Genomic DNA, 12,476 nt, shown 5'->3' on the forward strand with positions numbered 1-12,476 from the left:
CTCAGCGCGTGCCGAGCACGCGGTTCAGCAACTGCGCCAGGTTCTCGCCGGCCAGTCGCAGCTGCGCTTCGGCCAGCGGCCGGTAGCGCTCGGTGTATTCGTCACCGATCTTACGCGTGGCCGGATAAACGCCAGCTTGCATGGAAATGCGGCAGCTGGCCTCGGCCCAGGCCTGGGGGTCGCGCTGCGGGTTGGACTGGCGTGCCAGCTTCGGCGCGCGCTGGCTCTGCAGCAGCGGCAGGTAGCCGGCATCGTCCAGCTTGCGGGTGTTGAGCATGCCGCTGTCCCACAGCGAGTGCAGGTTCGTACCGCGGTTGCCGAACTGCAGCTGGAAATCGTTGCCGCCCTTGTCATGGGCGTAGCCGGCGTGCATCGGCTGGTGGATGTCACCCACCAGGTGCACGACGAACTTCAGCGCCTGCAGGCGCTCGCCGTCGGTCAGGCTGCGGTCGCCGAGGATGGCACTCTGTGCTTTCAGTGCCTCGACAATGCAGTTGCCGCTTTTGCAGTGCTTCGGTGCTTCGTAGTGGCAGTTGTCTTCGGCGATGTTGACGTAGTGCCAACCGGCCGAGCGACGGCCCAGGCCGGGGTCCTTGGCGCGCAGCTGATCGGCCCAGGGCGCGATGCTGGCCAGGGTGGCGTCTGGCTCGGTGGCCAGCAGACGGTCCACTTCGGCGCGGGCGGCGGGGTTGAGGCGGGCGTCGGCGACTTCGGCAACCAGGCGGTGGCCTTGTGCGCCCCAGGCATGGGCCGGGGCGGAAGCGGACAGCAGGGCCGGCGCCAGGGCGGCGGCGAGGAACAGGGAGTGCAGGGCTTTCATGCGCACATTCTAGCGGGCCTCGGCAGGCCCGGGCTTGATCACGCCTGGTGTTCGCCACGCGGCCTTGATGCGGCGGCCGCTAGGGTGGCCCGTGCACATGCGGGGAGGGGCCGATGGCGATCACGGACAGGCGCATCATGGCCGGGCATCCCGATGACGACGGGTTCGCTGCCGCGTTCGATGCCCAGGTGGTCTGGCGCATGCGCTGGGCCTGCGCCGTGGCCGGGGCGTTCTCGCTGGGCTTTGCCGTGCTCGATACCTACTGGTTGCCGCCGGACGTGCACGCGCCGGTGCTGCGCTGGCGGCTGGGCGTTCTGCTGCCGGCACTGCTGCTCGGCGTCGCGCTGACCTTCGTGCCGGTGCTGCGGCGCCACCTGCAGTGGCTGGGCGGCAGCGTCGTGCTGGTCAGCGGGCTGGCGCTGGTGACCATGATCTGGACCGCGCACCGTGCCGGCGTGGACTACCCCTACGAAGGCATCAGCCTGTTCCTGTTGTTGAACTACTTTCTGTGCGGGCTGCGCTTCGGGGTAGCGACGCTGACCGGAACCCTGATCGCGCTGGCCTTCGTGCTGGCCGAGCTGCAGGTGGGCCGGCACTGGGCGCAGATGCTGCAGAGCGTGATGTTCGTGCTGGCCAGCAACCTGGCCGGCATTGTCGGCAGCTACATTTCCGAACGGCAGGCGCGTGCAACGTGGCGGGCCGAGCAACGCCTGGATGCATTGGCCAACCACGATGGGCTGACCGGCCTGCTGAACCGGCGCGCCTTCGATCGCCAGGCCAACCAGATCTTCCAGCGCTATCTGCGTACACCGCATGCGCGTGGCGCACTGCGCATCGCCATGATCGATATCGACTACTTCAAGCGCTACAACGACCACCACGGCCATCCCGCCGGTGACACCGTGCTGCATGCGGTGGCGACGACCCTGGCTGCTCAGCTGCGTGGTAGCGACTCGGTGGTGGCACGCTACGGCGGCGAAGAGTTTGTGGCGCTGGGGCACTGGGCGCCGGGACAACCGGAATCAGCGCCGTTCGAGCAGCTTCGGCAACAGGTGCAGGCGCTGGCGATCGCACATGCCGATTCGGATGCGGCCCCGGTGGTGAGCGTGAGCATCGGTGTGGCACGCTGGCATGATGATGGTGGCGATACGCTGGAACAGGCATTGGCGCGGGCCGATGCAGCGCTGTGCCGCGCCAAGGAAGGCGGCCGCAACCGGGTGGAAGTGGCGCCGGATCAATAATCGACTGAAAGGCGGCCCGTTCATGCTTCTGTAGAGCCGAGCCATGCTCGGCTGATCTTCTTCGGGTACCTGCGCGCTCCGCGCGATAGCCGAGCATGGCTCGGCTCTACAGAAGAGCGCGCCTCTGCATGCTTTCCAAAAAAAGGCCCCGGCAAAGACCGGGGCAACATGCTGCGAGGGTTTCGCGTGCAGCGGGGGAGCGGGGGCGAAGCCCCCGCGCCCAACACACCGCTTTAGAACTTGAAGACGTACGACGCGCCGTAGACCAGCGGATCGATGTTGACTGTGCCGATCTTCTCGCCGTTCAACTTCACCTTGCTGTCGATGTCGATCCAGCGCATGTCCACGCGCAACGCGCCCTTCTCGCCGATCGCGAAGTCCACGCCCGCATGCGCGGCCAGGCCCCACGAATCCTGCAGCTTCAGGCGGCTGTCCTTCAGTGCACCGGTGGTGTCTTCGCTGAAGAAGGTGGTGTAGTTCACGCCCGCGCCAATGAACGGCGACACCTTGCCCTTGCTGTTGAAGTGGTACTGCAGGGTGACCACCGGCGGCAGCTGCTTGGTGCTGCCGACGCGGCCCAGGCCGTTGATGTTGATGTCGTGCTTGAACGGCAGCGCGGCCAGCACTTCGATGCCCAGGTTGTCGGCGATGAAGTATTCACCGGTGATGGTCGGCTTCACGTCGTTGTCGACGTCGACCTTCAGGGTGCCGCCGGCCAGCCAGCCGTTGTTCGACTTCGGCGCCACCTGGTGGACGCCGGCCGAGACGGTCCAGTCACCCTTGGACTGGGCCATGGCCGGGGCGGCGGCGAGGGACAGGGCGGCGGCTAGGCCGGCCAGGATCAGGGGGGAGGTCTTGCGCATGGGGGTGATCTCGTTGCTGGGTGGATGGCGACAGTCTCGGCCTCACGCCGTGCTAACGCTTTGATCCGGATCAAATCCTGTCCGTGGGCCCGCCGGCGGCCCCCGACTGGCCCACGGTGGCCAGCGGCGGTTTGCTAGACTTGTGGGCCCTATCCATCCCGCCGCACCTGTCGCGGCCGCAGGAGCTTGAGAAATGGCAATCAAGGTTGGTATCAACGGTTTCGGTCGCATCGGGCGTAACGTCCTGCGCTCGGCGGTGCTGAACTTCGGCGACGACATCGAAATCGTGGCCATCAACGATCTGCTGGAGCCGGACTACCTGGCGTACATGCTCAAGTACGACTCCGTGCACGGCCGCTTCCAGGCCGACGTGGCGGTGCAGGGCAACGACCTGCTGGTCAACGGCAAGAAGATCCGCCTGACCCAGGAACGCGACCCGGCCAATCTGAAGTGGAACGAGGTGGACGTGGACGTGGTGATCGAGTCCACCGGCCTGTTCCTGACCAAGGAAACCGCGCAGAAGCACATCGATGCCGGCGCGAAGAAGGTCATCATGTCGGCACCGTCGAAGGACGATACGCCGATGTTCGTCTACGGCGTGAACGACAAGACCTACGCCGGCCAGGCGATCGTCTCCAATGCTTCGTGCACCACCAACTGCCTGGCCCCGCTGGCCAAGGTCATCAATGACAAGTGGGGCATCAAGCGCGGCCTGATGACCACCGTGCATGCGGCTACTGCCACCCAGAAGACCGTCGATGGCCCGTCCAACAAGGACTGGCGCGGTGGCCGTGGCATCCTGGAAAACATCATTCCGTCGTCCACCGGTGCGGCCAAGGCCGTCGGTGTGGTCATCCCGGAACTGAACAAGAAGCTGACCGGCATGAGCTTCCGTGTCCCGACCTCGGACGTGTCGGTGGTCGACCTGACCGTCGAGCTGGAAAAGGAAGCCACCTACGCCGAGATCTGCGCTGAAGTGAAGGCACAGAGCGAAGGCCCGCTGAAGGGCATCCTGGGCTACACCGAAGACAAGGTGGTGGCCACCGATTTCCGCGGCGAGACCTGCACCTCGGTGTTCGACGCCGAGGCCGGCATCGCCCTGGACGGCACCTTCGTCAAGCTGGTCACCTGGTACGACAACGAGTGGGGCTACTCGAACAAGTGCCTGGAAATGGCCAAGGTCGTCGCCGCCAAGTAAGGCCGGCGAAGATCGCACGCGGACCCCGGCCTGGCCGGGGTTCGTCGTTTATGGGGCCAGCCCTGTCGTAGCATGGGCCGGTCGACCGCTGCCGCTGGGGCGCGGGATTGCAATGGAAGCATGCAATGGAAGCACTCATAGCCCTGGTGGTACTGGTTCTGCTGGCCATCCCGCTGCTGCTGGTGGTGGCGCTGGTGATGATTGCCGGCCTGCGCCGCCGTGTGGCCGCGCTGGAGGCCGCCATGGCTGCCGCGCCGGCCGCCCGGCCGGTTGCAGCCGAGCCTGCGCCGGAACGGTCTGCGCCCCTGCCTGTGGCCGGCGCCGATCCGCCGTTCCTGCGGCCGGTGGCAGCCGCCGCACCGCCTCCGCCCCAGCCAACGCCGGTGCGCAAAGCGGTGTCTGCGGCAGTGGAGACGCCGCGCCCGGTCGCACCACCGCCGGTGCCACCCGCGCCGGTGCAGCCGCCGTTGCCCCCCGAACCGGCACTGCCCAACTTCATCGAGCGCGGCATTGGCGCGGTCAAGCGTTGGTTCACCGAGGGCAACGTGCCGGTCAAGATCGGCATGCTGGTACTGCTGGCCGGTGTTGCTGCGCTGTTGAAGTACGTCAGCGACCAAGGCTGGCTGGTGTTGCCGATCGAGCTGCGCCTGGCCGGCGTCACGGTGGGTGCGCTGGGCCTGTTGGCGTTCGGCTGGCATCAGCGCGAGCGCCGGCGCCTGTTCGCGCTGGCGCTGCAGGGCGGTGCCATCGGCGTGCTGCTGTTGACCATCTTCGCCGCGTTCAAGCGGTTCGAGCTGCTAAACCCCGGGTTTGCCTTCGCCAGTTCGATCGCGCTGGTGGCCGGCCTGTGCGTGCTGGCGGTGGTGCAGAACTCGCGCACGTTGGCGGTGCTGGGCATCCTCGCCGGCTTCATGGCACCGCTGTGGCTGTCCACCGGCAGTGGCAACCACGTGGGGCTGTTCAGCTACTACGCGGTGCTCAACGCTGGCATCTTCGCCATCGCCTGGTTCCGTCCGTGGCGTGCGCTGAACCTGCTTGGCTTCGCTTTTACCTTCGGCATCGGTACGTTCTGGGGCGTGTTGCAGTACGCGCCGGACAAGTTCAGCAGCACCGAGCCGTTCCTGCTGCTGTTCTTCGCCTTCTACCTGTTGATCCCGCTGCTGTACGCGCGCCGGCAGCCCGCCGGGCGACGTGACCTGGTCGACGGCAGCCTGGTGTTCGGCACGCCCCTGGTTGCCTTCTCGATGCAGGCGGGCATGCTGCACGAGCAGCCGATGACGCTGGCGCTGTGCGCGCTGGGCCTGGCGGCGATCTACGCCGTACTGGCGCGGGCACTGATCGCGCGCGCATCTTACACCGTGCTGGCGCAGTCGCATGCGGTGCTGGCGGTGGGCTTCGCCACGCTGGCGGTGCCGCTGGCATTGTCTGCGCGTGCCACCGGCGCGGTGTTCGCGCTGGAAGGTGCGGGCCTGGCCTGGCTGGGCCTGCGCCAGAAACGCTGGCTGCCGCAGGTGTCCGGCGCGTTGCTGCAGATCGGTGCTGCGTTCGCCTTTGTGGCCGGCGCCGACCACTGGCTCGAAGACGCACGCTTCCTGCTCAACCCGACCGCCATCGGCGCGTTGCTGCTGGCCATTGCCGGCTTCGCGTCGGCGTGGAGTTACCAGCGCAGGGAGCGCCATGAGATCGCACTGGTCTACTACCTGTGGGGCCTGCTGTGGTGGCTGGGCGGTCTGGTGCACGAGATCTTCCGCTTCTTCCCGCACCGCACGCAGGCCGATGCGCTGCTTGTGCTGGTCGCTGCCACGGCCTGGCTGGCGGCTGAAATGCAGCGCCGCCAGCCGGCACGCGCGCTGGGCGTAACCGCCCTGGCGATGCTGGCCCTGGGCTTCCCGCTGGCGCTGATGCAGAGCGATGCGCACCAGCAGCCGTTCGCCGGCTATGGCGCACTGGCCTGGGCGGTGTTCGCGGCGCTGGGCGTACGTACGTTGCTGTGCCTGCGCCAGGGCGGCAACACCGTGGCACGCATCGCGCAGTTCCTGTGGTGGCTGCTGTGGCCGTCGCTGCTTTCGTTGCTGGCCCTGTGGGGCGGCGGCGAGGCCGGGCTGGCACAGGGCTGGACGCTGCTGTTGTTCACGCTGCCGTGGCTGCTGATGGCGGCGCTGTCGTTGTGGCGCTGGGATGCACTGCGCTGGCCGTTGGGGGCTGCCTTCGACAGCGTGCGCCTGCCGTTGCAGTGCGTGCTGTTCGGCCTGCTGTCCGCAGGCTGGCTGTTCGGCCAGTTGCTGCCGGGTGACGCAGCGCCGCTGCCGTGGCTGCCGGTGTTGAACCCGGCCGAGCTGGAGCAGTGGTTGAGCCTGGCGCTGCTGGCGCGCTGGCTGTACAGCGGGCAGGCGCCGCAGGCACTGGTGAAGATCCGGCTGCCGCTGTTGGCATTGGCCACCTTCGTCGCGCTGACCAGCCTGGTGCTGCACGGCGTGCATCAGTGGGGCGGCCTGTCGTGGAGTTCGTCGATGATGCGTTCCAGCCTGGCGCAGACCAGCCTGACCGTGCTGTGGAGCGTGCTCGGCGTGATCGCCTGGGTATGGGGTTCGCGCCGCGGCCAGCGCGTGTTGTGGATGGTCGGTGCCGTGCTGATGGGTGTGGTACTGGCCAAACTGGTCATTGTTGATCGCCAGCACCTGGGCAACCTGCTGGGCATTGCATCGTTCATCGCCTACGGCCTGCTGTGCACGGTCGTGGGTTATCTGGCACCGGCACCGCCGAGCGCGGCGCCGACCGTGGAGGAAAAACAATGAAGACGTGGAGCAGGGCGCTGCTGCCGGCGATGTTCGGCATGCTGGCCGCCGTCACCGCACAGGCTGCCGATTACCGTACCCAGTACGCCGAACAGTGGCCGCTGACGTTGTCCAGCGCACAATCGGGTGCCTACCGTGTCGTGCTGGAACCGGCGATCTACCGTCGCTCCGGTAGCGCAGACCTGGGTGACGTGCAGGTGTTCAATGCCGCCGGCCAATCGTTGCCGTCGGCATTGCTCGCGCCGGACCAGCCGCTGGCACAACCGCCGGTGCAGCGGGAACTGCCGTGGTTCGCGTTGCCGCCGCTGGCCGAAGCACAGCGTAACGACCTGCAGTTGCTGACCGAGCGCGATACCGATGGCCGTGTCCGTCGCGTGGAAGCACGTGTGACTGGCGGTGCAAGGGCCAACGGGCAGGGCGGCTGGCTGATCGACGCCAGTGTGCTGGGCCAGCAGCCGCTGGCGGCGCTGGTACTGGATTGGGCCGACAGTGGCCAGCCGTTGCAGGCTCAGGTGCAGCTGGACGTCAGCGACGACCTGCAGCATTGGCGTGCACTTGGCCGCGACATTCCGCTGGTGGACCTGCAGCGCGCCGGCAAGCGCCTGCTGCAGCGCCGCCTGCAGGTGGATGGGGAAGCGCGCTATCTGCGCGTGCTGGCGCAGGGCGATGCCCGTCTGCCAACGTTGCGCAGCGTACTGGCCGAGCTGCCGCCGGCACCGGCCACACTGCCATGGGAGTGGTTGTCGCTGGCACCGACCTCGAAGGGCAAGGGCGAGTACACCTTCGAGATGGATGGCCGCTTCCCGGCGGCGCGTGCCGACGTGGCCAGCACTGACAACAGCCTGGTGCAGTGGACATTGTTCAGTCGCGATGACGAGAGTGCAGAGTGGCAGCGGCGCAGTGCGCCGTGGATTGCCTATCAGCTGCAGCAGGGCGCGCAGGGCCAACGGCAGCAATCGGCCGCGCAACCGCTGGGCGGCGTGCACCGCGATCGTTACTGGAAGCTGGTGGCGAACCCCGCCGAAACGGCAACCGCACCCACCCTGCGCCTGGGTTATCAACCCGAAGTGCTGGTGTTCCTGAGCCAGGGAGCAGCGCCATATGCACTGGCAGTGGGCAGCGCGACCGCGCGCCGAATGGAAGCGCCGATCGGCGTGCTGATTGAAGAGCTGCGCCAGCGTAATGATCCGTCGTGGCAGCCGACGCTGGCGCGCCTGGAAGGCAGTCCGGAACCGCTGGCCGGCGATGCGGCGCTGAAGCCGCAGCACGATTGGAAGGCGTGGTTGCTGTGGGCGCTGCTGGGGCTGGGTGTGTTGGTTGTTGGCGGCCTGGCGGTCAGCCTGCTTCGGCAGAAGCCGGCGCCTTCGGCGTAGGTTCCGGCAAACGGCGCAGCCCCTCGTGGGTGGGCGGTTGGTCGCGTAAAGCAAAAGCCGTGCTTGGCCGGGCGGGGTGGGTTCGCGGGAGACGCCGTGAACCCGTCCCTGGGGGCTTGGCCGCGGCATCCATGCCGCGGACACTCCCGCGAACCCACCCCGCCCGGCCTCTGACAATTTCCGTGTGCGTCCACCCACGGAAAGAAAAAAAGAAGAGCAAAAGCTGCTTGGCAGGGCGCTCTTTGTAGAGCCGAGCCCACGCTCGGCTGCTGTTCGCGATAGACCCAGCCGAGCACGGGCTCGGCTCTACATTTTTCTCCGACATCAGAAACCGCTCTTGCCTTTGCCATCCGCTCCGTCACATGAACCTGTCGAGGCCGGGGCGGTGTGGGTTGGCAGGGGTGTCAGCCGCATGGATGCGGCTGCCAAGCCTCCATGGACGGATTCACGGCGCCCCCTGCCAGCCCACACCGCCCCGGCCCACCCCCAGCATCATGAAGCGTCAGCGCTCTGGCAGTTGCTGTTGCTGTTGCCGTTGCCGTTGCCGTGCGCCTCTGCCTGCCGCAGGCATCGACCCTCCCACCACCCGCACCCGATACAATGGCCGTCTGCCGTATCCCGGCATCCCGTCCCTGAGCCAAAGAGTTGCCCATGTCCATCGTCCGCATGACCGACCTCGACCTCTCCGGCAAGCGCGTGCTGATCCGCGAGGATCTGAACGTGCCGATCGAGAATGGCCGCATCACTTCCGAACAGCGCATCACCGCTTCGCTGCCGACGCTCAAGCGTGCGCTGGAGCAGGGCGCGGCGGTGATGGTCACCTCGCACCTGGGGCGCCCGAAGGAAGGCGTGTGGAGCGAAGCCGATTCTCTGGCGCCGGTGGCCCAGCGCCTGTCCGAACTGCTCGGCCGCGAGGTTCCGCTGGTGCGTGACTGGGTCGACGGCGTCGAGGTGCAGCCGGGCCAGCTGGTGCTGCTGGAAAATTGCCGCATGAATGTCGGCGAGGGCAAGGACGATGAAGCCCTGTCGAAGAAGTACGCGGCGCTATGCGATGTGTTCGTGATGGATGCCTTCGGCACCGCGCACCGTGCGCAGGCCTCCACCCATGGTGTCATCCGCTTCGCACCGGTCGCGGCCGGTGGCCCGCTGCTGATGGCCGAGCTGGACGCGCTGGCGCAGGCGCTGGATGCACCGGCCAAGCCGTTGCTTGCCATCGTCGCCGGCAGCAAGGTCAGCACCAAGCTGGAACTGCTGGCCAACCTGGTCGGCAAGGTCGATCAGCTGATCGTGGGTGGCGGCATCGCCAATACTTTCATTGCTGCCGCTGGCCATAACGTCGGCAAGTCGCTGTATGAACCGGACCTGCTGGACACGGCGAAGAAGATCGTGGCCGATGCGAAGGCGCGTGGCGCCGACATTCCGTTGCCGGTGGACGTGGTCACCGCCAAGCAGTTCCTGCCCGACGCTGCCGCGGAAGTGAAGGCGGTCGATGCCGTTGCCGAAGACGACCTGATCCTGGACATCGGCCCGCAGACCGCCGCGCAGTACGCGCAGCTGATCGAGAAGGCCGGCACCGTGGTCTGGAACGGCCCGGTCGGCGTGTTCGAGTTCGAAGCCTTCAGCAAGGGCACCGAAGCGCTGGCCCGCGCCATCGCCAGCTCGAGGGCATTCTCCATCGCCGGTGGCGGCGACACCCTGGCCGCGGTCGACAAGTTCGACATCGCCCAGCAGGTCAGCTACATCTCCACCGGCGGCGGTGCGTTCCTGGAGTTCCTGGAAGGCAAGACCCTGCCGGCGGTGGCCGCACTCGACGCGCGCGGCGCATGAGTGGCGAGCGCGGCAAGGATGTGCTGTTCTTCGACCTGGACGGCACGCTGATCGATTCGCAGGTGGGCATCACCGCCTGCATCGCCTATGCGCTGCAGAAGATGGAGTACCCGGTGCCGCCGCAGGACACCCTGCGGGGCTGGATCGGTCCGTCGCTGCGTACCACCTTCATGCCGCTGTTCGGTGAACCGGCGCGGGTGGAACAGGCAGTGGGCTACTACCGGGAGCGCTTCGATGTCGAAGGCTGGCGCGAGCACACGGTGTACCCGCAGGTGGAGGACACCCTGCGCACGTTGCATGGTCGCGGCCACCGCCTGGCGGTGGTCACGGCCAAGAACGAGCCGCATGCGCGCCGCATCCTTGCCCACCTGCCGTTCGGCGGGCTGTTCGAGGAGATCGTCGGTTCGACCCTGGACGGCTCGCGCAGCCACAAGCCGGAACTGGTCGGCGAGGCGTTGCGTCGGCTGCAGGTGCAGCCTGCGCAGTGCTGGATGATCGGCGACCGCCGCATGGACATCGAAGGCGCGCGCCACCACGGCCTGCGCAGTGTGGGCGTGCTGTGGGGCTTTGGCGGTGAGGCCGAACTGACCGAAGCCGGCGCGGGCCAGCTGGCCCGTGAGCCGGCGCAGCTGACGACGCTGTTGGCCTAGGCTCCTGTAGAGCCAAGCCCATGCTCGGCTGCTTCGGCCTATGCCCAGCCGAGCATGGGCTCGGCTCTACAGAACTGCCTGCGCCGGCGTATGTCCGGGTGATGTCCGTTCCATGACCCGCGAAGACAAGCGGCACAAGGCTGTAACCGTATACATGCGACGTGAAGGATGTGCTAATTTCCGTCCTTTACCGGGAGAGGCCCATTCACCATGTTCGAGCGTCAGCGTCGCACCAAGATCCTTGCCACCCTCGGTCCGGCCACTGATCCGCCGGGCGTGCTGGAGGATCTGTTCCGCGCCGGCGTCAACGTGGTACGCCTGAACTTCAGCCATGGCGACCCCTCCGGCCAGGCCAAGCGTGCCGCCGAAGTGCGTGCCGCCGCTGCCCGCGTGGGCGTGGAAGTGGGCATCCTGGCCGACCTGCCGGGCCCGAAGATCCGCATCGAGCGCTTCGCCGAAGGCAAGGTGCAGCTCAAGGCGGGTGACCGCTTCGACCTGATCGCCAGCACCAACGCCGGCCCCGGCGATGCGGCCCAGGTAGGCGTCAGCTACCTCGGCCTGCCGCAGGACGTCGGCCCGGGCGATGTCCTGCTGCTCGATGATGGCCTGATGCAGCTGCAGGTGGTGGAGGTGCAGGGCGAGCGCATCATCAGCACCGTGCTCAACGACGGCGCGCTGTCTGATCGCAAGGGACTGAACAAGCAGGGCGGTGGCCTCTCGCTGGGCGCACTGACCGAGCGCGACAAGGAACTGATCGGCATCGTCGCCAAGATCGGTGTCGACTTCATCGCCGTGTCGTTCTGCCGCAACGCGCAGGACATGAACGACGCGCGCGAGATCGCCCGCTCGCACGGCTGCGATGCCGCGCTGGTGTCGAAGATCGAGCGCACCGAGGCGATCGAGAACCTGGAAGAGATCGTCGAGGCCAGTGACGTTGTGATGGTCGCCCGTGGCGACCTCGGCGTGGAAATCGGCGATGCCGAGCTGCCCGGCCTGCAGAAGAAGATCATCAAGGCCTCGCTTGCGCAGAACAAGGTGGTGATCACCGCCACGCAGATGCTGCAGTCGATGGTTGAAAGCCCGATCCCGACCCGCGCCGAAGTGCTGGACGTGGCCAACTCGGTCATCGATGGCACCGACGCGGTGATGCTGTCTGCCGAGACCGCTGCCGGTGCCTGGCCGGTCAAGGCGGTGGAAGCGATGGCGCGTATCTGCCTGGGTGCCGAGCGCCAGTTCCAGACCGAGACCGACTTCAACGCCTCGCCGCGTAATCTGGAACGTGCCGACCAGGCGATTGCCATGGCCACCATGTTCCTGTCGCAGCACGTGGGCGTGCGTGCGATCGTGGCGATGACCGAATCCGGTGGCACCGCCCGCTACCTGTCGCGGTTCCGCGCCAAGGCGCCGGTGTTCGCAGTCACCCGCCACGACGGCGCGCGCCGCCAGATGGCCCTGATGCGCGATGTGTTCCCGATCAACTTCGACAGCCGCGGCCTGACCCCGCGTGAAGCCGCGCGCGGCAGCATCCGCCTGCTGGTGGAAGCCGAACTGCTGCAGGCCGGTGACCGCGTCGTGTTCACCAGTGGCGAGCACATGGAAACCCACGGTGCCACCAATACCCTGCGCCTGCTGGAAGTGGGAGAGGACGGCCGCGCCATCGGCCTGGGCGACCTCTGAGGCCCGCCGGGGTCGGATCCCCGCAAGGGCTC

Annotated in this window: 9 protein-coding genes; 7 read left to right on the forward strand and 2 right to left on the reverse strand. The window is 67.3% G+C overall.

Annotation, left to right across the window (positions count from 1 at the left end; genetic code table 11):
• Position 1: 1 nt before the first annotated feature.
• Positions 2–820, reverse strand: a complete 819-nt coding sequence (locus VG543_RS11660; RefSeq protein WP_019660010.1) for a S1/P1 nuclease — start codon at positions 818–820, stop codon at positions 2–4.
• Between the two features lie 113 nt (positions 821–933).
• Between VG543_RS11660 and VG543_RS11665 the strand changes: the two genes are divergently transcribed.
• Positions 934–2,061: a GGDEF domain-containing protein gene (locus VG543_RS11665; protein WP_423178592.1), complete on the forward strand. Its 1,128-nt coding sequence runs from the start codon at positions 934–936 to the stop codon at positions 2,059–2,061.
• 233 nt (positions 2,062–2,294) lie between these two features.
• Here VG543_RS11665 and VG543_RS11670 read toward each other — a convergent pair whose 3' ends face one another.
• Positions 2,295–2,924, reverse strand: coding sequence for an OmpW/AlkL family protein (locus tag VG543_RS11670; protein ID WP_006465709.1), 630 nt, complete (start codon positions 2,922–2,924; stop codon positions 2,295–2,297).
• 193 nt (positions 2,925–3,117) lie between these two features.
• Between VG543_RS11670 and gap the strand changes: the two genes are divergently transcribed.
• The 6 genes from gap to pyk all read left to right on the forward strand — a co-directional run bounded on the left by gap (position 3,118) and on the right by pyk (position 12,444).
• A complete protein-coding gene (gene gap, locus VG543_RS11675) occupies positions 3,118–4,122 on the forward strand; it encodes a type I glyceraldehyde-3-phosphate dehydrogenase (protein WP_164145456.1) in 1,005 nt (334 codons plus the stop codon).
• Positions 4,123–4,247: 125 nt separating this feature from the next.
• Positions 4,248–6,917, forward strand: coding sequence for a DUF2339 domain-containing protein (locus VG543_RS11680; protein WP_423178593.1), 2,670 nt, complete (start codon positions 4,248–4,250; stop codon positions 6,915–6,917).
• A complete protein-coding gene (locus VG543_RS11685) occupies positions 6,914–8,290 on the forward strand; it encodes a DUF3999 domain-containing protein (protein WP_155030036.1) in 1,377 nt (458 codons plus the stop codon). The genes VG543_RS11680 and VG543_RS11685 overlap by 4 nt, the downstream gene beginning before the upstream one ends.
• A 651-nt stretch (positions 8,291–8,941) precedes the next feature.
• A complete protein-coding gene (locus tag VG543_RS11690; protein ID WP_423178594.1) occupies positions 8,942–10,117 on the forward strand; it encodes a phosphoglycerate kinase in 1,176 nt (391 codons plus the stop codon).
• Positions 10,114–10,767, forward strand: coding sequence for an HAD hydrolase-like protein (locus VG543_RS11695; protein ID WP_019660016.1), 654 nt, complete (start codon positions 10,114–10,116; stop codon positions 10,765–10,767). The genes VG543_RS11690 and VG543_RS11695 overlap by 4 nt, the downstream gene beginning before the upstream one ends.
• 210 nt (positions 10,768–10,977) lie before the next feature.
• Positions 10,978–12,444 (forward strand): pyruvate kinase, encoded by a 1,467-nt coding sequence (pyk, locus tag VG543_RS11700; protein ID WP_312546225.1) that lies wholly within the window; start codon positions 10,978–10,980, stop codon positions 12,442–12,444.
• The last annotated feature ends 32 nt before the right edge of the window (positions 12,445–12,476 follow it).

It is taken from the genome of Stenotrophomonas sp. CASM101 (assembly GCF_049384845.1).
GTDB classification, from domain to species: Bacteria; Pseudomonadota; Gammaproteobacteria; order Xanthomonadales; family Xanthomonadaceae; genus Stenotrophomonas; species Stenotrophomonas hibiscicola.

What these genes read in the sequence shown, in the direction of transcription:
- VG543_RS11660 (WP_019660010.1), bottom strand. Translation starts at nt 820, where the DNA reads ATGAAAGCCCTGCACTCCCTGTTCCTCGCCGCCGCCCTGGCGCCGGCC.
- VG543_RS11665 (WP_423178592.1), top strand. Translation starts at nt 934, where the DNA reads ATGGCGATCACGGACAGGCGCATCATGGCCGGGCATCCCGATGACGAC.
- VG543_RS11670 (WP_006465709.1), bottom strand. Translation starts at nt 2,924, where the DNA reads ATGCGCAAGACCTCCCCCCTGATCCTGGCCGGCCTAGCCGCCGCCCTG.
- gap (WP_164145456.1), top strand. Translation starts at nt 3,118, where the DNA reads ATGGCAATCAAGGTTGGTATCAACGGTTTCGGTCGCATCGGGCGTAAC.
- VG543_RS11680 (WP_423178593.1), top strand. Translation starts at nt 4,248, where the DNA reads ATGGAAGCACTCATAGCCCTGGTGGTACTGGTTCTGCTGGCCATCCCG.
- VG543_RS11685 (WP_155030036.1), top strand. Translation starts at nt 6,914, where the DNA reads ATGAAGACGTGGAGCAGGGCGCTGCTGCCGGCGATGTTCGGCATGCTG.
- VG543_RS11690 (WP_423178594.1), top strand. Translation starts at nt 8,942, where the DNA reads ATGTCCATCGTCCGCATGACCGACCTCGACCTCTCCGGCAAGCGCGTG.
- VG543_RS11695 (WP_019660016.1), top strand. Translation starts at nt 10,114, where the DNA reads ATGAGTGGCGAGCGCGGCAAGGATGTGCTGTTCTTCGACCTGGACGGC.
- pyk (WP_312546225.1), top strand. Translation starts at nt 10,978, where the DNA reads ATGTTCGAGCGTCAGCGTCGCACCAAGATCCTTGCCACCCTCGGTCCG.